We start from the raw sequence: 20,806 nt of genomic DNA, 5'->3' as shown, positions 1-20,806 counted from the left end.
GTTCAGCAAGACTTCTTGCACAACATTTCTTGCATAAGATCTCGTGCAGAGGTCCGGAGCCGAGTCGGTCGCACTCAGCCCGCGACGACCTCGAAGGTCTGGCGTGCGATCTCGAGCTCCTCGTTCGTGGGCACGACGAGCACGGCCGTGCGCGAGGCATCGGTCGAGATGCGCCTGGAGCCCCGGTCGGACGAGGTGTTGCGGGCCTCGTCGACCTCGACGCCGAACCAGTCGAGCCCGTCGAGCGCCGCCGCGCGCACGGTCGCGGAGTTCTCGCCGACGCCCGCCGTGAACACGATCGCGTCGACCCGGCCGAGCTGCGCCGCGTACGCGCCGATGTACGAGCGCAGGCGGTGCGCGTACACGTCGAACGCGACGACGGACGCCTCGTCGCCCGCGGCTCGTGCGGCCTCGAGGTCGCGCATGTCGGCGTGCCCGCTGAGGCCGAGCAGGCCGCTCTGCGAGTTGAGCAGGCGGTCGGTCGCATCGGCGTCGAGCGAGGCCCGGCGCTGCAGGTGCAGGATCACTGCCGGGTCGAGATCGCCCGAGCGCGTGCCCATGACGAGGCCCTCGAGCGGCGTCATGCCCATGCTCGTGTCGACCGAGCGGCCGCCGTCGACCGCGCAGGCCGATGCGCCGTTGCCGAGGTGCAGCACGATGAGCTTCAGGTCTTCGACCGGGCGGCCCAGGAACTCGGCGGCCGCGCGCGACACGAACCGGTGCGAGGTGCCGTGGAAGCCGTACCGGCGCACGCGGTGCTTCTCGGCGAGCGCGCGGTCGATGGCGTACGTGTAAGCCGCGGGCGGCATCGTCTGGTGGAACGCGGTGTCGAACACCGCCACGTGCGGCACTCCGGGGAACGCCCGCTGCGCGGCCCGGATTCCGGCGAGGTTCGCCGGGTTGTGCAACGGTGCGAGCACCGAGAGCTCGTCGATGTTGATCTTCACGAGCTCGGTGATGACGGTGGGCTCGAAGAACCGGGCTCCGCCCTGCACGACCCGGTGGCCGACCGCGACGGGCGCGTGGTCGTCGAGCGACGGTCCGTTCGCGGCGAACGCCTCGAGCATGACCCCGAACGCCGCGTCGTGGTCGGGTGCGTCGACCGCGGCATCCCACACCACCGGCTCGCCGTCACCGCCCGCCGCCGTGTGCTTCACGTGCCCGTCGGCGGTGCCGATGCGCTCGATCAGCCCGCTCGCGAGCGGATGCCCCGTCTCGACGTCGAGCAGTTGGTACTTCAGCGAAGACGAACCCGAGTTGACGACGAGGACGATGCTCATGACGCGTCGGCCGCCTGGATCGCCGTGATCGCCACGGTGTTCACGATGTCCTGCACGAGGGCCCCTCTCGAGAGATCGTTCACGGGCTTGTTGAGCCCCTGCAGCACGGGTCCGATCGCGACCGCGCCCGCGGATCGCTGCACGGCCTTGTAGGTGTTGTTGCCGGTATTGAGGTCGGGGAAGATGAACACCGTCGCCCGCCCCGCGACATCCGACTCGGGGAGCTTCGTGCGTGCGACTGCAGCATCGGCCGCCGCGTCGTACTGGATCGGGCCCTCGACCGCGAGTTCGGGCGCCCGCTCGCGCACGATCGCGGTCGCACGCCGCACCTTGTCGACGTCGGCGCCCGAGCCGGACTCGCCGGTCGAGTACGAGAGCATCGCCACGCGCGGCTCGATGCCGAACTGGGCGGCCGTGCGCGCCGAGGAGATGGCGATGTCGGCGAGCTGCTCGGCCGTCGGGTCGGGCACGACGGCGCAGTCGCCGTAGACGAGCACGCGGTCGGCGAGCGCCATGAGGAACACGCTCGAGACGACCTCGACGCCCGGCTTCGTCTTCACGATCTCGAACGCGGGCCGGATCGTGTGCGCCGTCGTGTGCACGGCACCGGAGACCATGCCGTCGGCGAGCCCGAGCTCGACCATCATGGTGCCGAAGTACGACACGTCCTGGACCGTGTCGCGCGCCTGCTCGAGCGTGACGCCCTTGTGCGCGCGGCGCCGCTGGTACTCCTCGGCGAAGCGCGCGACGTGCACGAAGTCGTGGTTGGAGAGCACCGCGGCCTTCGAGAGGTCGAGGCCGAGGCCGATCGCGCGCGAGCGGATCTCGATCTCCTCGCCGAGGATCGTGAGGTCGGCGACGTCGCGCGTGAGCAGCGTGGCGGCTGCGCGGAGCACCCGGTCGTCGTAACCCTCTGGCAGCACGATGTGCTTGCGCGCGCTCCTCGCACGCTCGAGCAGGCCGTACTCGAACATGAGCGGCGTCACGACCTCGGGTGCTGCGACGTCGAGCAGGTCGAGCAGCGCCTGCCCGTCGACGTGCTTCTCGAAGAGCGAGAGGGCCGTGTCGCGCTTGCGCTGGGACTCGGCCGCGAGCCGACCGCGCGTCTGCGTGATCGCGACCGCGGTGTCGTAGCTTCCGAGCGCCGTGCGGATGATCGGCAGGCCGGCGCGCAGGCCCTCGACGAGCCGCTCGACCTGTTCGGAGAGGGGGAACCCGCCCACCAGCACGATGCCCGAGATCGACGGGAAGTTCGCCGAGGCGTGCGCCGTGAGCACGCCGAGCAGCACCTCGCTTCGGTCGGCCGGGATGATCACGACCGAGCCCTCGATGAGACGCGTCAGCACGTTCTCCATCGACATGGCCGCGATCACGACCCCGAGCGCCTCGCGGTCGAGCAGGTCGGGGTCGCCCGTGGCGAGCTCGCCGTCGACGGCGGCCATGATCGAGCGCACCGACGGCGCCACGAGCACCTGGTCTTCGGGGATGGCCCAGACGGCGACGGATGCCCCGCCGCTGGCGTCGTGCCCGGCGGCCTCGGTCGCCGGCACCCGGCCCGCGATCGGCCGCAGGGCGGCCACGATGTCGTCGAGACGCTCGGCGTCGGCGCGGTTGACCACGACGCCGAGGAGCGTGGAGTGCTCGCGCGCGAGCTCCTCGACCGCGATCTCGGCGAGCTGGGCGAGGTCGTCGGGCGTGCGGGCCTCGGACTGCCCCAGGTGCTCGGAGCGCTCGCGCCCACCGCCCACGCGGCCGCCGAGCACGAGCAGCACGGGCGCCGCGAGGTTCGCCGCGATGCGTGCGTTGTAGGCCAGCTCGGTGGGGCTGCCGACATCCGTGAAGTCGGAGCCGAGGATCACGACCGCGTCGCAGCGGTGCTCGATGGCCTTGTACCGGCGCACGATCTCGGCGAGCGCCCCCTCGGGGTCGGCGTGCACGGCGTCGTAGTCGACGCCGATGGCCTCGTCGTAGGCGAGGGGAACGACCGCGTCGTGCGCGAGCAGCAGGTCGAGCACGTAGTCGCGCTCGTCGGTCGACCGGGCGATCGGCCGGAACACGCCGACGCGCGTCGCACGCCTCGTCAACGTGTCGAGCACCCCCAGTGCGACCGTCGACTTGCCGGTGTTGCCTTCAGCAGAACAGATGTAGATGCCGTGCGCCACGTTGCAAGCCTATTGGGCGTCGGCTCGATGCCGTCTGGGAGTCTCCCGCGAGGGCCGGGTCGCGCGCCGAGTCGGGCGCCGAGTCGGGCGCCGGGTCCGGGTTCCGCGGGCCCGCGGCCCGGCATGAGAGCGCGTGCACGGAACCGAGCGTTGTTCGCTTATGCTGGGTCGGCCCGTCAGCCGGGCACTCCCCCACCGCGCCGCCTCCCCAACGGCCCGCACCCAGCACAGGACCACCAGTGAACCCCATCGCCCTCATCGGAGCGGGCCCATCGGGCCTCGCCGGAGCCAGAGCGCTCAGCCGCGCCGGCATCCCCTTCGTCGGATTCGAGGCCGGCCCCGACGTCGGCGGCCTCTGGAACATCGACAACCCGCGCTCGACCATGTACGAATCGGCCCACCTCATCTCGAGCCGCACGACGACCGAGTTCGCCGAGTTCCCGATGGCCTCGACGGCCGACTACCCGAGCCACCGCGAGCTGCTCGGGTACTTCCGCGCCTACGCCGACGAGTACGGCCTGCGCGAGCCCTTCCGCTTCGACACGCGCGTGACCTCGGTCGAGCCGCTGCCCGTCGCCGACGGCGATGCGCCCGGCTCGAACGGCTGGCGCGTGACCGCCGTCGGCCCCGACGGCGAGACGACGGGCGAGTACTCGGGCGTCGTGCTGGCCAACGGCACGCTCGCCGAGCCGAACGTGCCGGGCTTCCGCGGCGAGTTCTCGGGCGAGATCATGCACACGAGCGCCTACAAGTCGCCGAAGGCGTTCGACGGCAGGCGCGTGCTCATCATCGGCGCGGGCAACTCGGGCTGCGACATCGCCGTCGACGCGGTGCACCACGCGGCATCCGTCGACCTGTCGGTCCGGCGCGGCTACTACTTCGTGCCCCGGTACCTCTTCGGCAAGCCCTCCGACACCCTGAACCAGGGACGCCCGCTGCCCGCGCCCATCAAGCAGTTCATCGACAAGCGGGTGCTCCAGGCGTTCACCGGCGACCCGGTGCGGTTCGGCTTCCCGAAGCCCGACTACAGGATCTACGAGTCGCACCCCATCGTGAACACGCTCATCCTGAACCACCTCGGCCAGGGCGACCTGCGCATCGTGCCCGACATCGACCGCTTCGACGGCCGCACGGTGCACTTCTCCGACGGCACCTCGGGCGAGTACGACCTCGTCATGCTCGCGACCGGGTACCACCTCGACTACCCGTTCGTCGATCGCGAGCACCTGAACTGGACGCAGGCCTCGCCGAAGCTCTTCCTCAACATGTTCCCGCCGTCGTTCAACGGACTGTTCGTGCTCGGCATGATCGAGGCCTCAGGCATCGGCTGGCAGGGCCGCTACGAGCAGGCCGAGCTCATCGCCGCCTACCTCGCCGCCCAGCGCGACGCGCCCGAAGCCGCGGCGGCGTTCCGCAGGCGAGCGGATGCCGCGTGGCCCGACCTCAGCGGCGGCTACAAGTACCTCGGGCTCGAACGCATGTCGTACTACGTCAACAAGGACGCCTACCGGGGCACCGTGAAGCGGCTGCTCGGCACGCTGCCCGCGGCATCCGTCACCGAAGCGCCGACCGGCTCCACCGCAGCCCAGGAGGCCCGCGCATGAACATCGACGACGTCGTCCTGAACTTCACGCCCGGCTCGATGATCGCCCTGAACATCGTGCTCGGCTTCATCATGTTCGGCATCGCGCTCGACACCGCGCCGTCGGACTTCACGGCCGTGCTCAAGGCCCCGAAGGCCATGATCATCGCGATGATCGCGCAGATCGTGCTGCTGCCCGCGGTGACGTTCGGGCTCACCCTGCTGCTGAACGTGCAGGCGTCGATCGCGCTCGGCATGATCCTCGTGGCGTGCTGCCCGCCCGGCAACATCTCGCAGGTGCTCACCTACCGCTCGCGGGGCAACGTGGCGCTCTCGGTGTCGATGACGGCCGTCGCGAACGTGCTCTACATCTTCATCCTGCCGATCAGCGTGGTGTTCTGGGGCAGCCTCCACCCGACGGCGTCCGAGCTCGTGCGCACCGTGAGCCTCAACGGCTGGCAGATGCTGCTCGAGATCTTCCTCATCATCGGGTTGCCGTTCTTCGCCGGCCTGCTGATCCGGGCCAAGTGGCCGACCTTCGCGAAGCGCGTGCAGCCGTACGCCCGCTGGATCAGCCTCGCCGCGCTCGTCGGATTCATCGCGATTGCGCTCATCGGCAACTGGGCGGTCTTCATGGCCTACATCGGCGTCGTGCTCGTCGCCGTGTTCCTGCACGACGCGATCGCGCTCGGCCTCGGCTACGCGAGCGCGCGCATCGGCGGCCTGCCGAGCCGTGAGCGCAAGGCGATCACGTTCGAGGTCGGCATCCGCAATGCGGGCCTCGGGCTCGGCCTCGTGTTCACATTCTTCGGGGGCATCGGCGGCATGGCGATCGTCGCCGGCTGGTGGGGCATCTGGGACATCATCGCCGGCCTCGCCCTCGCGACGGTCTGGGCGCGCGTCACACGCAAGGCGGATGCCGCGCGCGCGGCATCGCTCGCAGGCGCCTCGTCGGTGCTGGTCGCCGCCGACGGCTCCCGCCCGGCCGACCCGGAGGCCTCCGCATGAGCCGCGTGCTGGTCACCGGCGGCAGCGGATTCCTCGGCTCGAACGCCGTGCGCGCCCTCGCCGCCCACCCCGGCGTCGAACTCGTCGTGTCCGGAGATGTGCGCCCGCCCGCGGCATCCGTTCCCGACGGCGTGGTCGTCGAGACGTGCGACGTGACCGATGCCGCGACGGTCTCGGCCGTCGTCGAGCGGCACGCGATCGACACGATCGTGCACCTGGCCGCGATCGTGAACCCCGGCGGGCTGAGCGAGGACGTCGAGCGGCGCGTCGACGTCGACGGCACCCGAAACGTGCTCGAGGCGGCCGTCGCCCACGGCGTGGCGCGCATCGTCGTGTCGTCGTCGGGCGCCGCGTACGGCTACCACGCCGACAGCCCCGAGTGGCTGACCGAAGACGATGCGATCCGCGGCAACGAGGAGTTCAGCTACTCGCGGCACAAGCGCATGGTCGAGGAACTGCTCGCCGGGTACCGCGAGTCGCACCCCGAGCTCGGCCAGGTCGTGCTGCGCATCGGCACGATCCTCGGCCCGTCGGTCTCGAACCAGATCACGGCGCTGTGGGAGGGGCGGCGCATCCTCAAGATCCGCGGCTCCGAGAGCCCGTTCGTGTTCATCTGGGTCGACGACGTGGTGGGTGCGATCGTGCAGGGCGCGACGGGCACCGTGACCGGGGCGTTCAACGTCGCCGGCGACGGCAAGGTCACCGTCACCGAGATCGCGGAGGCGTTCGGCACGCCCACGCTCGAGCTCTCGCCGGCGCTGCTCGCCGGCGCGCTGCGCGTCGGACACGCGCTCAGGCTCACGGTGCACGACGCCGATCGCGTCGGGTTCCTGCGCTACCGTCCCGTGCTCGACAACGCACGGCTCAAGGCCGAGCTCGGCTACACGCCCGCGAAGACGAGCCGCGAGGCGTTCGACGCGTACCTCGCGGCGCGGCATCCCGAGCTCGCCGCCCGCGCCTAGTCCCCGCCCTGCCCGGGCTTCGAGCGGTCGAAGTCCGGATGTCGCGGCCGAAACGCCGCGCGCCCGGCGACGCCGCACGGCGCGCCGCAGCCACCGTCCGGAGTTCGGCCGTCGGACCCTGCTCGAACCGTGCGTACTTTTCGGGCGCGCGGCTCGGGTAGACTGTCGGAGGCTCCTCACGTGGCGCCATCCAGGCCAACTCCCCCAGGGCGGAAACGCAGCAAGGGTAACCGGGCTCTGGCGGGTGCGTGAGGGGTCACTGGAGAATTCGCCTAGTGGCCTATGGCGCACGCTTGGAAAGCGTGTTGGGTGCAAGCCCTCGGGGGTTCGAATCCCCCATTCTCCGCCACGACGAAAGCGCTCGCCCGAAGGGTGGGCGCTTTCGTCATTCCTGGACACTGCGGATTCGGGGAGGAGCGAGGCGGAGCCGAGCGACGGAGTCCCCCATTCTCCGCAGATGACGAAAGCGCTCGCCCGAAGGGTGGGCGCTTTCGTCGTCTCCGCCCCGCCGACCCGATTCCCATGGGTTTCCCAGCGGGCGAAACCGGGGGGTATTCCGGCCCGGGAACCGCGGAGATCCGCGGATCTCGCACCCGGTGCGGCCGCCAGCGGCATCCGTGTCCTCATTAATGCGGAATAGCGCGGCCACGGGCCTCTCCCGCATGATTTCAGAGATGTCAGCGGCGCAGATGGATACACGGAGTGGGGACGCAGGGGGCTCCTCCATCGTGGCCGGGGCAGTAAGGGGCGACGGCCTCAGGGTGCACACCCTGAGGCCGCGTCGCACCCTCGGCCGCAACATCGGGTTCTCGATCGCGGCCCTCGTGCTGCCGATCCTGGCGGCCCAACTGTGGGTGCTCGATCCGACCGGAGCCTGGTCGGTGGTCGCCTGGGCGGGCGCGATCCTCGCGGCACTGCTCGTGATCGGCTGGATCTCGTACCAGCGCACGCAGGCGTCCGTCAGCCGCTACGGCATCGTCGAGCGGGGTTTCTTCGGCGGCACCTACACGGTGCCCGCGAGCGACATCGCCACAGTGCTGCGCGTGCAGCTCTACCGCGGCAGCAGCCTCGACACGACGCAGGAACTGTTCGTCGTGAACCGCGCAGGGCGCGGCGTGTTCCGCATGCGCGGACGGTTCTGGAACACCTCGACGATGGACCAGGTCGCCAAGATCCTCGAGGTCGATGAGACCGTGCGGAGCGAACCCGTCACGCTCGCCGAACTGCGCGAGACCGACCCGAACCTGCTCTACTGGTTCGAGCGCCGGTCGCTCACCCGCTGAGGTCGAGCGGGGCCGGTCTCGAGACGCTCCGCTCCTCGGCCGACGGCCGACCGGCCTAGCGGGCGGTCGCGATGCCGAGCAGCGGCGAGTTCGGCTTGCTCGAGGGCAGCTCGGCGAACCCGAGTCGGTCGTAGAACGCGCGAGCGTTCACGTTGCCGGGGTCCATGCTGAGGTGCAGACCGGGCACGCCTCGTTCGGCGAGCGCGTCGCGCAGCGTGTCGATGAGCCCGCGGCCGAAGCCCTGGCCCTGTAGCTCGGGCAGCAGGTCGATGTGCAGGTGCGCCGGGTATGCATCGAGCTCGGCGATGAGCATGCGCTCGGGCTTGCGGCCGGAGTCGAGCAGCTCCTGCTCGGTGAACTTCGGCTCGCGACCGGTCGCCGGACCGGGCTCGGGGTGACGAGCGACGAAGCCGGGAGTCCATTCGCGGTTCCACCAGTCGACGAAGGCGGCCGTGTCGGCGACGCCGAGGATGTAGCCGACCGCCCGGCCCGCTCCGTCGTCGACGATGAACGCGAGGTCGGGCTCGTAGGTGACGTACGGCAGCGCGAAGACCTCGGGCATGAGCAGGTCGTCGGAGTAGACGCCGCTCGCGTCGCCGCCGCCCGCGGCGGTGAGCGTGCAGATGCGCGCGACGTCGTCGCGATCCGTGGCCTGGTACGAGCGGATGAACGGATGCCGCGTGGCCGTGGCGGCTTCGTCGGTCGTCTCTTCGTGCACGAACGGCGAGCCTACGGCATCCGGCCGCCGCGAGCTCATCTGCGACGCCGCGTGCCGAAGATGCCCTGCACGACGCTCGTGAGCACGTCGCGCGTGGCCTTCGAGCCGAGCACCTGCTCGAGCACGGACGCGTCCTTGGCACGGGAGCCGCTCGTGCTGCGCGTCGAGGTGGATCGCGTCGTGCCGGAGGTGCGCTTCATCATGCGGTCGTACTCGGCCTGCGCGGCCTTCTCCTCCTTCGCACGCTGCTTCTCGACGGCGGCCTGCTGCTTGGCGAGTTCGGCGTCGGCCTTCGCCTTCGCGGCGGCGTCTTCGGCGGCCTGCGCGGCCGCCGCGGCGGCGTTCATCTTGGCGGTGAGGATCTCGTGCGCCGACTCGCGGTCGACGGCCGCGCCGTACTTCGCCTGCAGGGGCGAGGCCGCGACGGCGGCGTCGATCGCGGCATCCGGAGTCGGCGACATGAGGGCCTGCGGGGCGCGCAGGCGGGTCCACGCGACCGGCGATGGCGCGCCCTTCTCGTTCATGACCGTGACGATCGCCTCACCCGTGCCGAGCGTCGTCAGCACCTCCTCGAGCGCGTAGCCCGACTTCGGGTACGTCGAGACGGTCGCCCGCAGCGCCTTGGCGTCGTCGGGCGTGAACGCGCGCAGCTGGTGCTGCACCCGCGAGCCGAGCTGGGCGAGCACGTCGGCGGGAACGTCCTTCGGGGTCTGCGTCACGAAGAAGATGCCGACGCCCTTCGAGCGGATGAGCCGCACGGTCTGCACGACCTGCTGCAGGAAGTCCTTCGACGCGTCGGCGAAGAGCAGGTGCGCCTCGTCGAAGAAGAACACGAGCTTGGGCTTGTCGAGGTCGCCGACCTCGGGCAGGTCGTTGAAGAGGTCGGCGAGCAGCCACATGAGGAACGTCGAGTAGAGCGCCGGCTTGTCGGCCACGCCCGGCACCTCGAGCAGGCTCACGATGCCGCGTCCGTCGGATGCCACGCGCAGGAACTCCGCGGTGTCGATCTCTGGTTCGCCGAAGAACACGTCGGCCCCCGACTCCGCGAACGCGACGAGCTCGCGCAGGATCACGCCGACCGTGGCCTTCGAGAGTCCGCCGAGGCCGTCGAGCTCACCCTTGCCCTCGTCGCTCGTGAGGTACTGCAGCACGGCGCGGAGGTCCTCGAGGTCGAGCAGGGCCAGGCCCTGGTTCTCGGCGTAGTGGAAGACGAGCCCGAGGCTCGACTCCTGCGTGTCGTTGAGGCCGAGCACCTTGCTCAGCAGCAGCGGCCCGAAGCCCGCGACGGTCGCGCGGATCGGCACGCCCTTGCCGATGCCGCCGAGGGAGAAGAACTCCACGGGGAAGGATGCCGCCTCCCACGCCTGCCCGATGCCGGCCGTGCGCTTCAGCAGCTTCTCGTTGCCCTCGCCGGGTGTCGCGATGCCCGAGAGGTCGCCCTTGATGTCGGCCGCGAACACGGCGACCCCGTTGGCCGCGAGCTGCTCGGCGAGTCCTTGCAGGGTGCGGGTCTTGCCCGTGCCGGTCGCACCGGCGACCAGTCCGTGCCGGTTCGTCATCGCGAGCGGGATGCGCACCTGCACGTCGGGCAGGGCATCGCCGTTCACGAGCGCACCCATCTCGAGCGCGGCGCCCTCGAACTCGTAACCGGCGCGGATCGCATCGACCTGTGCGGCGTCGAGCGGCCCCGCGGGAGCAGCGGAGGGCGCTGCCGCGGGTTCGGCGGTCGCGGGCGGCTCGGCTCCGGCGTTCGCCCCGGGTGCCGGCTCCGAGGGTGCGACGCCCACTGCGGCATCCGTCGCCTGCTGCGCCTGCTGCGCCTGCTGTTGGGCCTCGGCCGCGGCCTGCGCGAGTGCCGCCGCCTCTTGGGCCTTCGCGATCGCGGCCTGCGCCTGCGCCTGCAGCGCTGCCGCTGCCTCGGCCGCCTCAGCTGCCGCCCGTTGTGCCTGCTCGACCGCGTCGTCCCCCATGTCGCCATGCTAGCGACGTACCTCGCCGGGGCGACAGGCCGCGAGTGCGGCACGCCGTGCTACCCCAGCCGCACGGGCCGAGGGAACTGCTCGGGCTTCGTGATGCCGAGGCGCTTCATGCGCGACGCCGAATGCAGGTAGAGAACGGCGAGCGCCGCCGATTCGAGGGTGCCGCCCACCCTCGTGCCGAGTGCCGGCATGCCCTCGAGGCGGGGCGAGGGCACGTCCGCGAGCGCGATCGCCACGCTGAAGACCCCCAGCGCCGCCACGACGATGAACAGGATGCCGAGCCGCCGACTCAGGGTCGGCCACGCCGTCATGCGCCACCAAGGCCGAGGCGGGTCGACGGGCTCGCCCTGCCCGCGGAAGATGCGCACCCCGAGGGCGAACGCCCCGGCCAGCGTGACCAGGTTGACGAGGTTCACCACGAGCGGCGGCGTGTCGATCGCGACGAGGGCGTTGACGATGACGAAGCCGACGATCCACGCGACGGCGATGTACAGCACCTTGAACTCCCACCGCACGATCCGGAGGTCGAGGATTCGCCGCATGGTGTGCTCCGCGTTCGTCGTTCGGTGGGTCACCCGAACCTACTGCACCCGGCACCCGGTTCCGAGTACCCCGAGATCCGACGCGCCAGGCGCAACCGGCCCGCCGGTCACGACGGGAACGGCAGGGCTCGGCCCGTCTCGATCCACGACTTGAAGCTCGAGAGCACGAGCGGCCAGGTCTCGGCGGTCTCGGCCTCGGCGGGGTGCGCGTCGCTCCACCGGTCGTTCGTGAAGGTGAGCTTGGTGAGGTCGTCGCCGGCGGGCTCGAGGCGCCAGGTCATGCGACTCGTGAGCTCGGCATGGTTCTCGCGGTACGTCGGGCCGGGGTGCTCGGTGAGTTGCAGCAGCGCCCCGGGCTCGGCCGCGAGCACCTCGCCGTAGACGTGCACGGTCTCGTCGCCGTCCTGCCCGGGGCCGACGTACTCGTACCCGCTGCCCGGCGTCAGCTCGCCGCGGAGCGCCGAGCCCCACATGACGGCACGGCTGCCCTCCTCGCCCGTGATCGCGTCCCACACGCGCTGCGGCTCGGCCGCGATGTACAGGGTCATGTCGAAGTCGCTCATCGTCTGCTCCTCAGGTCGTTCCGTCGCGACCGTGCGCCGCGACATCCGCAAAGCTACGGATGCCGCAGGCGGGCGTCTTGCACAAACGCGACGTCGGTCGTGCTCGTCATACTGGGGGCATGCAGCGGGGCGGGCCCACGGGCGACGAGTACTGGCGCACGCGCGCGGGCGCGGCCGTGAAGGGCGTGCTCGCGGGGCCGGCCGACGAGCCCGGCATCGCGCCGCTCGCCGAGGCCGCGTCGACGCAGGCGGCCTCGCCCGAGGCTCCGGTGCGCCTGGCCAGACTCGCGCCGTCGCCCGACCTGACCGGCATCGTGCGGCACTTCTGGGTGCCGCGCTGGCGGCTGCCGGAGGGCGTCGTGATCGAGCAGGGCATCCTCGAGTACCCGTCGGCCAACCTCGTCGTCGAGCCGAGAACGGCCGCACTCTACGGCCCCGAGCGCGGACGAGGCGTGCAGCGTCTCGAGGGGGCGGGCTGGGCCGTCGGCGCGCTGCTGCAGCCCGGCGTCGCGCACCTGCTCATGCCGCGGCCGATGCACGCGCTCGTCGGCTCCTCGGTGCCGGTCGAGCAGCTGCGCGTGCACGACCCCGACCGCCTCGGCGCCCCGGTGCGGGCAGCGGCCGAAGCCGGCGACGATGCGGCCGCCGCCGCCGCCTTCGAGGCCTGGCTGCGCGGCCAACGCGTCGAGCTCGACGACCAGGCCGTGCTGCTGCAGCGCATCGTCGAGCTCGCCGAGACCGACCGCACGATCGTGCGCGCCGACGAGCTCGCGGCGGAGGCCGGGCTCAGCCTGCGCGGCCTCGAACGCCTCGTGCACGCCCGGCTCGGACTCACGCCGAAGTGGCTCATCGGGCGCTACCGCATGCAGGAGGCGGCGCATCGGCTCGCGGGGGCCGAGGCTCCCCCGCTCGCAGACCTCGCGGCCGAGCTCGGCTTCGCCGACCAGGCGCACTTCTCGCGGCAGTTCCGCGCCGTCATCGGCCAGACGCCCCGGGCCTACGCCCGCGCCGCGGCCTCGCGGGCCGACGCGGCATCCGTCATCGACCCGACCGGCGTCGGCTGAGCCGCGCGGTCGACCCTGTCGCCGGGCGGACGCGCGCCATAGTGTGGAACCCGTGAGTCCTTCGAAGGGCGAAGCCACGACGATCGATGTCGACGGGCACGAGGTGCGCATCTCGAGCCCGGGCAAGGTCGTGTTCCCCGAGCCTGGCATCACCAAGCTCGACCTCGTGCACTACTACCTCGCCGTCGCCGAGGGCGCGCTGCGGGGCGCCGGCGGGCGGCCGATGGTGCTCAAGCGGTTCGTGAAGGGCATCGGCGCCGAGGCGTTCTTCCAGAAGCGCGTGCCCGAGAACCACCCCGACTTCGTCGACACGGCGACGCTGCACTACGCCCGCGGCACCTCGGCCGAAGAGGCCGTGATCCGCAATCCCGCGGCGCTCGCCTGGGTCGTGAACCTCGGATGCCTCGACCTGAACCCGCACCCGGTTCGCGCCGAGGACCTCGATCACCCCGACGAGCTGCGCGTGGACCTCGACCCCATGCCGGGCGTCGACTGGTCGCAGATCGTCGACGTCGCCATGGTCGCCCGCGAGGTGCTCGAGGACCACGGGCTCACCGGCTGGCCGAAGACCTCAGGCTCGCGCGGCCTGCACATCAACGTGCGCATCGAGCCGCGCTGGGACTTCCGCGAGGTACGGCTGGCTGCCGAGACCCTGGCGCGCGAGGTCGAGAACCGGGTGCCAGGCATGGCCTCGGCGCGCTGGTGGAAGGAGGAGCGCGGCGAGAGCGTGTTCGTCGACTTCAACCAGAACGCGAAGGACCGCACGGTCGCGTCCGCCTACTCGGTGCGCCCGCTGCCCGACGCCAGGGTCTCGACCCCGCTCGACTGGAGCGAGGTCGGGGGCTCGCATCCCGAGCGGTTCACCGTGCCGACCGTGCTCGAGCGCTACGCCGAGCGGGGCGACGCGGCATCCGGCATCGACGATCCCGCCGCCGTGGGAAGCCTCGAGGGGCTGCTCCGGCTGGCCGAGCAGTTGGGCCCAGCCGAGAAGCCGCCGCGAGCCGGAGACGGGTCGGGGCGGCGCGCGTCGACCATGCCGCTCATCGAGATCGCGCGCGCGAAGACGAAGCCCGAGGCGCTCGAGGCCCTCGACCGGTGGAACGCGAGGCATCCCGACGTCGTCGAGCGCCTGCACCCGGCCGACGTGCTCGTCGACGGCATGCGCGGCTCGAGCTCGCTCTGGTACCGCGTGCGGGTCAACCTGCAACACGTGCCCGAGGGTGAACGCCCCGAGCAGGGCGAGCTCGAGGCCGACTACGACCCCTGGGCGGGCAAGACCTGGGGGTGAGCGCCGGTTCCGATCACCCCACGCCCCGCCGCGGCATCCGCTCGCCGATGTTAGCGTTGACGCCACGGAAGGGGACGGCATGACCAGCACGGCGATGCGGCTGCCCTCGACGGGGCGGCTCTCCGACGCGCGCGACCGCCCGCTGCGCGACCTGCGCATCTCGGTCACCGACCGCTGCAACTTCCGCTGCGTGTACTGCATGCCCAAGGCGGTCTTCGGGCGCGACTACGCGTTCCTCGACCGCGACGAACTGCTGAGCTTCGAGGAGATCACGCGCATCGCGCGCGTCGCCGCGGCCCACGGGGTCGAGAAGCTGCGGCTCACGGGCGGCGAGCCGCTGCTGCGACGCGGACTCGAGGAGCTCATCGCCCAGCTCGCCGAACTCCGCACCCCCGACGGTCGGCCGCTCGAGATCGCCCTGACGACGAACGGCTCCGCGCTCGCCATGAAGGCCGCGTCGCTGAAGGCGGCCGGCCTCACGCGCGTCACGGTGTCGCTCGACTCGCTCGACGACGAGCTGTTCCAGGCGATGAACGACGTGCGGTTCCCGGTGGGCCGCGTGCTCGATGGCATGCAGGCCGCGCACGACGCCGGGCTCGGCCCCGTCAAGGTGAACATGGTCGTCAAGCGCGGCCTCAACGACCACGAGATCCTGCCCATGGCCGAGTACTTCCGCGGCACGCCGTTCACGCTGCGCTTCATCGAGTACATGGACGTCGGCACGTCGAACGGCTGGGAACTCGGCGAGGTCGTGCCGTCGGCCGAGATCGTCGAGCGCATCGGCGAGCGGATGCCGCTGGCGGCCGTCGGGGCCATGGCCCCCGGCGAGACGGCGACCCGTTGGCGCTACCTCGACGGCGGCGGTGAGATCGGCGTGATCTCGAGCGTCACGCAGGCGTTCTGCGGAAGCTGCAACCGCGCGCGCATCTCGACCGAGGGGCGCCTGTACACCTGCCTGTTCGCGTCGGAGGGGCACGACCTGCGCGCGCTGCTGCGCGGCGGCATCGACGACGCGGGCCTCGCCGACGCCATGGGCGCGATCTGGGGAGCGCGCGACGACCGGTACTCCGAGGTGCGCGCGACGCTCACGCCCGAGCTGCGGGCCGCGCGGCCGAAGGTCGAGATGAGCTACATCGGCGGCTGAACCGTCGGATGCCGGCCTCCGTCAGGCGCCGCTCCGTCAGGCGGTCGGCTCGGCGGGGTGCGCGCGTCGCATCTCGTCGGCGAGGCCGGGGTTGCGCTCGTCGAGGTGCGCGATGACGTTCGCCGCGACATCCGGAGCCTTGTTCTGGCTGAGCTTCGCGCGCGCGTCGAACCGGTCGACCCGCATGCGCAGGCCGACGGTGCCCTTCGCGACCCGGCGCGTGCCGGCCTCGTCGTCGGCGAGGCTGCGGCCGCCCGGGTGGTGGCGCTCGAAGTGGTCGGTGAGCTTCGCGAGCATCTCGTAGTTCTCGTCGTCGTCGAGCAGCTCGGGCGTGCCGTACAGGTGGGCCGTGACGTGGTTCCACGTCGGGATCACGTCGCCGGCGGCGTACCAGCTGGGCGACACGTAGTCGTGCGGGCCCTGCACGATGACGAGGATCTCGTGCCGCCCGAGCTCGTGCGCGACCTCGTCGGGTCGGCCGAAATGGCTGACGATCGTGATGCCGTCGGCGTCCTCGTCGAGGATCGCCGGGTAGTGCGAGGCCACGAGCCCCGTGCTCGCGGGCGACACGAACGTCGCCCAGGCGTTGGCCCGGATGAGCCGCTTGACCTCTTCGGGATCGGTCATGAGGTAGCGGGGGGTGTGGCGCATGGGGTTCCTCGGCGTTCGATGATCAGCGTTCGATGAGATCGGCGGCGACCCCGGCGAAGCGGTCGATGCCGCCCACGAGGAACACCACGTCGTCGTGTCCGCGCTCGCGGAGCAGCCTGGCGGCGCGCCGCGAACGGAGGTCCTGCTCGCAGTAGACGACGAGCGTGCCGGTGCCGGGCGCGAGTTCGGCGCCCGCCGCCAGCTCGCCGAGCGGCACGAGCTCGCTGCCGTGGATGCGGCGCAGCGCCGCCTCGGCGGGCTCCCGCACGTCGAGCAGCCGCACGGCCTCGCCGCCGCGAACCAGGGCGAGCACGTCGGCGGCGGTGACCCCGCGCGGGGCCGCGGCCCCGGAGAGCGCGGTGGGCGCGGCATCCGTCGACCCGTGCGCCCCGGTCGCCGGAGCCGGCGCGAGCCCGCAGAAGACCTCGTAGTCGACGAGCGACGTGATCTCCGCGGCATCGGCGATGGCCTGGTAGGCCAGCTCGCGCGAGCGGCCGGAGAGGGCGTCGATCGTCGTGACGCGGCCGAGCAGGGGGTCGCCGATGCCGGTGACCAGCTTCACGACCTCGGTCGACATGAGCGCGCCGACCCACGCGCACACGCTCGGCAGCACGCCGCCCTGCGCGCACGAGAGCACCTCGTCGGGCGAGGGCGGCACGGGGAACAGGTCGCGGTAGGTGGGCCCGTGCTCGCGCCAGGCCACGCCGACCTGGCCGTGGTAGCGCAGGATCGACCCCCACACGAGCGGGATGCCGCGGATCACCGCAGCATCGTTCACGAGGTAACGGGTCGGGAAGTTGTCGCTGCCGTCGACGACGAGGTCGTAGCCGGCGAGCACGTCGAGCGCGTTCGCCGAGGTGAGGCGTTCGCGATGGCGGACGACGCGGCATTCGGGGTCGATCGCGGCGACCGTGTCGGCGAGCGAGTCGACCTTCTCGCGACCGAGGTCGGCGACGCCGTGGCTCACCTGGCGGTGCAGGTTCGAGAGCTCGACGGTGTCGTCGTCGACGATGCCGATCGTGCCGACGCCGCTGCCCGCGAGATACGGCACGAGCGCGCTGCCGAGCCCGCCGGCGCCCACGACGAGCACCCTGGACGCAGCGAGCCGACGCTGGGCGAGCTCTCCGAACCCCGGGAGCATGAGCTGCCGGCTGAACCGCGAGACCTGCCCGGCCGACAGCGGCGGGCCGGGCTCGACGAGCGGTGCGGGACTCATGCCGTCATCCTCGCACGGTCTCCGGGCGGCCCGGCCCCGACGCCGGACGACCGTGGGTAGCATCGAGGCATGCCCCTCGTGACCGTTCGCTACTTCGCGGCAGCCGCCGAGGCGTCCGGCGTCGAGGAGGAGCAGCTCGAGCTCGGCGACGGCGCCACGGTCGGCGCGCTGCGCGACACGCTGCTCGCGCGCTACGGCGCGGCGATGGAACGCGTGATGCGCTCGGGCTCGTTCCTCGTGGGCGGGCGCGTCGAACGCGATCCCGCTGCCGTGCTCGGCGAGCAGGTCGACATCCTGCCGCCGTTCGCGGGCGGCTAGGCGCGCGAGTAGCGGCGCGGGCGGATCAGAGCCCGATGCGCTCGAGCAGGCCGTTGCCGAACACCCGGTCCGGGTCGAGCCGCGCCGCGAGCGAACGGAAATCGTCCCATCGGGCGTAGCGCTGCGGCATCCGCTGCGCTGCGAACCCGACGTCGAACAGCTTGCCCCAGTGCGGTCGCGCGTCGAACGGGTCGAGCGCCGCCTGCAGCGTCGGCAGGAGCGCCTCGACCGCGGGCTGGTCGGGCAGCCAGGTGAAGTGGATGCCGACCGTGCCGCCCCCGTATGACGACGAGAGCCACAGTGCATCGGCCGCGACCGTGCGGATCTCGGTCACCTGCAGGAGCGGCGCGATCGAGTCCGCGAGACCGCGCACCGCGGCGATCGCATCGGCGGCCCGCTCGCGCGGCACCAGGAACTCCGACTGCAGCTCGTCGCCGTTCGACGGCGTGAAGCCGAGCTTGAAGTGCGGCAGCCGCTCGAACCACGCGCCGGGCACGCCGAGCTGGTCGGTGCAGTGCTCGGCCGAGACGCCGGGCAGCGGGTGGCGCTTCGCGGTCGCGGGCCGGACGCCCATCTGCGCGAGCACGTCGCGAGGAGGTGCGGATGTCGCGGCATCCGTTCGCTGCTTGAGCCAGAGCTGGTCGACGACATCGGGCTCTCGCCAGGTCGTGAACAGGCTCGTGGAGGTCGCGAGCCCCGTGACGGCGTCGAGATCGGCGAGCACGGCCTCGAGCGGGAGGCGCTCGAACACCGTCTGCGCGACCTCGTAGTTGGGCTCGATGTCGAGTTCGAGCGCGGTGACGATGCCGAGGGCGCCCAGCGCGACCACGGCGCCGTCGAAGTCGGGGTCGCCGCGGCGGAGCCGGAGCAGCGAGCCGTCGGCCGTGACGAGTTCGAGCGCGGCGACCTGGGTCGCGAGCGAGCCGATCGCGTCGCCCGAACCGTGCGTGCCCGTGGCGACCGCGCCGGCCACGGAGATGTGCGGCAGCGACGCGAGGTTGGCGAGCGCCCAGCCCTCGCGCTCCAGCGCCTCGGCGACCTCGCCGTAGCGCAGGCCCGCCGAGACGCGCGCAGTGCGCGCCTCGGCGTCGATCTCGACGTGCGTCGGCAGGCCCGACGTCTCGACGAGCAGGCCGTCGGTGTCGGCGATGCGGTTGAAGCTGTGCCGCGAGCCGAGCGCACGCACGCACGCGCTCCCCCGCCCCGCCGCCACGACCAGCTCCGCGAGCTCGTCGACCGAGGTCGGCCTCGCCAGGCGCGCGGCGCCGTACGCGAGGTTGCCGGCCCAGTTGCGACCGGCAGGGCCGAGGCCCGCGACCCCGAGGCCTGCAGGGTCGTGTTCGGCGGGGTTTCGCTCGGTCATCGTGCTCCTGTCGTGTCGGCGCCGGCTCGCGGCATCCGCTCGCCCGGGGGCGACGTTACCGGCCTGTGCCCGCTCAGCCGAGCGACACGGCCGTCCAAGACACGGGCGGCAGCGTGATCGTGAGCTCGCCGCCGTCGATCGCGATCGACTCGTTCGGGCTCGGGGCGACCCGCTCGGGCTGCTCGAGCGTGTTCTTCGCGTACACGTCGTCGTCGGTGAGCGTGTGGGACTCGAGCACCGAGACCTCGCCGAGGCCGCTGATGTCGACCGTGACGGTGAGCGCCTCGGTCTGCGAGCGGTTCACGAGGAACACGGCCGAACGGCCGGTCTTGGCGTCGTGCGTGGCGACGGCGTCGACGAGCGGCACCTCGCCGTAGGCCTTGGTCGAGTAGGTCGGGGCGTCGAGCTTGAGCTCGAGCGCCTCGCCCTGCGCGAGGCGCGAGGTGATCGAGAACGGGAAGAATGTCGTCTGGCGCCAGGCGATGCCGCCGGGCTCGGTCATGATCGGCGCGATGACGTTGACGAGCTGCGCGAGCGACGCGCTCGTGACCCGGTCGGCGTGCTTCAGCAGCGAGATCATGAGGTTGCCGAACACGACCGCGTCGGCCACCGAGTAGACGTCCTCGAGCAGGCGCGGCGCGACCGGCCAGTTGTCGAGCCCCTCGATCTTGTCGACGCCGTGGAAGCGCTCGATGTACCAGACGTTCCACTCGTCGAACGAGATGTTGATCGACTTCGAGCTGCCGTTCACGGCCTTCACGTGGTCGGCCGTCGCGACGACCGACTCGATGAAGTGGTCCATGTCGACCGCCGACGCGAGGAACGAGCCGAGGTCGCCGTCGCGCTCCTCGTAGTACGCGTGGCACGAGATGTAGTCGACGTCGTCGTAGGCGTGCGTGAGCACGACGCGCTCCCACTCGCCGAACGTCGGCATGTGCGCGCTCGACGAGCCGCAGACCACGAGTTCGACCGAGGGGTCGAGCTGGCGCATCGCCTTCGCGGTCTGGCTCGCGATCTTGCCGTAATCGTCGGCCGAGCGGTGCCCGAGCTGCCACGGGCCGTCCATCTCGTTGCCGAGGCACCACATCTTCACGCCGAACGCGTCGGTGCGGCCGTTGTCGATGCGGCGCTGCGAGAGCGCCGTGCCGCCCGCGATGTTCGTGTACTCGAGCAGGTCGAGCGCCTCGAGCGTGCCGCGCGTGCCGAGGTTGACGGCGAGCATCAGGTCGCTGCCGACCTTGTCGAGCCAGCCCTGGAACTCGTGCAGGCCGACCTCGTTCGTCTCGGTGGAGTGCCAGGCGAGGTCGAGGCGGCGGGGGCGCTCCTCGCGCGGGCCGACCGAGTCCTCCCAGCGGAAGCCCGAGACGAAGTTGCCGCCCGGGTAGCGGATCGTCGAGACGCCGAGCTCCTTCACGAGGTCGACGACGTCTGAGCGGAAGCCCTCGGCATCCGCGGTCTCGTGGCCGGGCTCGTAGATGCCGTCGTAGACGTGGCGGCCGAGGTGCTCGACGAACCCGCCGAAGACTCGGCGGTCGATGCGGCCGACGGCGAAGTGCGGGTCGACGGTCAGGCGTGCGGTGGTCATGATGCTCATTTCAGGATCGAAGTCGATGGTCGGTCGAGGTCGAGTGGTCGGTGGGTCGAGAGGTCAGTGGTTCGAGAGGTCAGCGGGTCGAGAGGTGG

Annotated in this window: 18 protein-coding genes, 1 tRNA gene and 1 other RNA gene; 10 read left to right on the top strand and 10 right to left on the bottom strand. The window is 71.6% G+C overall.

The genetic code is table 11. The features are described 5' to 3' along the window. Window positions 1-74 precede the first annotated feature (74 nt). On the bottom strand, window positions 75-1,280 hold the full coding sequence (locus BM342_RS06380) for an acetate/propionate family kinase (RefSeq protein WP_092964596.1): 1,206 nt from the start codon (window positions 1,278-1,280) through the stop codon (window positions 75-77). After that, the gene (gene pta, locus BM342_RS06375) at window positions 1,277-3,442 is read right to left on the bottom strand and encodes a phosphate acetyltransferase (RefSeq protein WP_092964595.1); all 2,166 of its coding nucleotides are present in this window, start codon (window positions 3,440-3,442) and stop codon (window positions 1,277-1,279) included. The genes BM342_RS06380 and pta overlap by 4 nt, the downstream gene beginning before the upstream one ends. A 239-nt stretch (window positions 3,443-3,681) precedes the next feature. Between pta and BM342_RS06370 the strand changes: the two genes are divergently transcribed. The 6 genes from BM342_RS06370 to BM342_RS06345 all read left to right on the top strand — a co-directional run bounded on the left by BM342_RS06370 (window position 3,682) and on the right by BM342_RS06345 (window position 8,277). Further along, on the top strand, window positions 3,682-5,046 hold the full coding sequence (locus BM342_RS06370; protein WP_092964594.1) for a flavin-containing monooxygenase: 1,365 nt from the start codon (window positions 3,682-3,684) through the stop codon (window positions 5,044-5,046). Further along, complete coding sequence (locus BM342_RS06365) at window positions 5,043-6,032, top strand: bile acid:sodium symporter family protein (protein ID WP_092964593.1); 990 nt, start codon at window positions 5,043-5,045, stop codon at window positions 6,030-6,032. The genes BM342_RS06370 and BM342_RS06365 overlap by 4 nt, the downstream gene beginning before the upstream one ends. Continuing rightward, a complete protein-coding gene (locus BM342_RS06360) occupies window positions 6,029-6,994 on the top strand; it encodes an SDR family oxidoreductase (RefSeq protein WP_092964592.1) in 966 nt (321 codons plus the stop codon). Before BM342_RS06365 ends, BM342_RS06360 begins: the two co-directional genes overlap by 4 nt. Before the next feature lie 167 nt (window positions 6,995-7,161). Beyond that, an RNA gene (gene ffs / locus BM342_RS06355) (signal recognition particle sRNA small type) lies at window positions 7,162-7,258 on the top strand. Continuing rightward, window positions 7,256-7,343 (top strand) — tRNA-Ser (locus tag BM342_RS06350). Before ffs ends, BM342_RS06350 begins: the two co-directional genes overlap by 3 nt. A gap of 379 nt (window positions 7,344-7,722) precedes the next feature. Next, window positions 7,723-8,277 (top strand): hypothetical protein, encoded by a 555-nt coding sequence (locus BM342_RS06345; protein WP_143109773.1) that lies wholly within the window; start codon window positions 7,723-7,725, stop codon window positions 8,275-8,277. 55 nt (window positions 8,278-8,332) lie between these two features. On the opposite strand, the gene BM342_RS06340 is transcribed toward BM342_RS06345, so the two are convergent. The 4 genes from BM342_RS06340 to BM342_RS06325 all read right to left on the bottom strand — a co-directional run bounded on the left by BM342_RS06340 (window position 8,333) and on the right by BM342_RS06325 (window position 12,079). After that, complete coding sequence (locus BM342_RS06340) at window positions 8,333-8,995, bottom strand: GNAT family N-acetyltransferase (RefSeq protein ID WP_255368568.1); 663 nt, start codon at window positions 8,993-8,995, stop codon at window positions 8,333-8,335. Window positions 8,996-9,030: 35 nt separating this feature from the next. Further along, window positions 9,031-10,965, bottom strand: coding sequence for a helicase HerA-like domain-containing protein (locus BM342_RS06335; protein WP_092964589.1), 1,935 nt, complete (start codon window positions 10,963-10,965; stop codon window positions 9,031-9,033). A gap of 59 nt (window positions 10,966-11,024) precedes the next feature. Continuing rightward, the gene (locus tag BM342_RS06330) at window positions 11,025-11,516 is read right to left on the bottom strand and encodes a hypothetical protein (RefSeq protein WP_143109772.1); all 492 of its coding nucleotides are present in this window, start codon (window positions 11,514-11,516) and stop codon (window positions 11,025-11,027) included. Window positions 11,517-11,623: 107 nt separating this feature from the next. Then, a complete protein-coding gene (locus BM342_RS06325; RefSeq protein WP_092966613.1) occupies window positions 11,624-12,079 on the bottom strand; it encodes an SRPBCC domain-containing protein in 456 nt (151 codons plus the stop codon). Between the two features lie 119 nt (window positions 12,080-12,198). On the opposite strand from BM342_RS06325, the gene BM342_RS06320 reads away from it, so the two are divergent. The 3 genes from BM342_RS06320 (at window position 12,199) to moaA (ending at window position 15,575) form a co-directional block, all read left to right on the top strand. Next, on the top strand, window positions 12,199-13,143 hold the full coding sequence (locus BM342_RS06320; RefSeq protein ID WP_177232078.1) for a helix-turn-helix domain-containing protein: 945 nt from the start codon (window positions 12,199-12,201) through the stop codon (window positions 13,141-13,143). Between the two features lie 52 nt (window positions 13,144-13,195). Further along, window positions 13,196-14,431: a DNA polymerase domain-containing protein gene (locus BM342_RS06315; protein WP_092966611.1), complete on the top strand. Its 1,236-nt coding sequence runs from the start codon at window positions 13,196-13,198 to the stop codon at window positions 14,429-14,431. Window positions 14,432-14,510: 79 nt separating this feature from the next. Continuing rightward, window positions 14,511-15,575: a GTP 3',8-cyclase MoaA gene (moaA, locus tag BM342_RS06310; protein WP_092964586.1), complete on the top strand. Its 1,065-nt coding sequence runs from the start codon at window positions 14,511-14,513 to the stop codon at window positions 15,573-15,575. A gap of 36 nt (window positions 15,576-15,611) precedes the next feature. On the opposite strand, the gene BM342_RS06305 is transcribed toward moaA, so the two are convergent. Further along, on the bottom strand, window positions 15,612-16,226 hold the full coding sequence (locus tag BM342_RS06305; protein WP_092964585.1) for an FMN-binding negative transcriptional regulator: 615 nt from the start codon (window positions 16,224-16,226) through the stop codon (window positions 15,612-15,614). A gap of 22 nt (window positions 16,227-16,248) precedes the next feature. Beyond that, a complete protein-coding gene (locus tag BM342_RS06300) occupies window positions 16,249-17,442 on the bottom strand; it encodes a ThiF family adenylyltransferase (RefSeq protein ID WP_092964584.1) in 1,194 nt (397 codons plus the stop codon). A gap of 69 nt (window positions 17,443-17,511) precedes the next feature. Here BM342_RS06300 and BM342_RS06295 point away from each other — a divergent pair, with 69 nt between their 5' ends. Continuing rightward, window positions 17,512-17,760, top strand: coding sequence for a MoaD/ThiS family protein (locus tag BM342_RS06295; protein WP_092964583.1), 249 nt, complete (start codon window positions 17,512-17,514; stop codon window positions 17,758-17,760). A 25-nt stretch (window positions 17,761-17,785) separates the two neighbouring features. On the opposite strand, the gene BM342_RS06290 is transcribed toward BM342_RS06295, so the two are convergent. Both BM342_RS06290 and BM342_RS06285 read right to left on the bottom strand, forming a co-directional pair. Next, window positions 17,786-19,123, bottom strand: coding sequence for an FAD-binding protein (locus BM342_RS06290; protein ID WP_092964582.1), 1,338 nt, complete (start codon window positions 19,121-19,123; stop codon window positions 17,786-17,788). A gap of 73 nt (window positions 19,124-19,196) precedes the next feature. Then, on the bottom strand, window positions 19,197-20,708 hold the full coding sequence (locus BM342_RS06285) for an arabinosylfuranosidase ArfA (RefSeq protein ID WP_092966609.1): 1,512 nt from the start codon (window positions 20,706-20,708) through the stop codon (window positions 19,197-19,199). Between the last annotated feature and the right edge of the window lie 98 nt (window positions 20,709-20,806).

The sequence above is a fragment of the Agromyces sp. CF514 genome (genome assembly GCF_900113185.1).
In the GTDB taxonomy this organism is placed as follows: Bacteria; Actinomycetota; Actinomycetes; order Actinomycetales; family Microbacteriaceae; genus Agromyces.
This window is presented reverse-complemented; position numbering and strand designations above follow the sequence as displayed.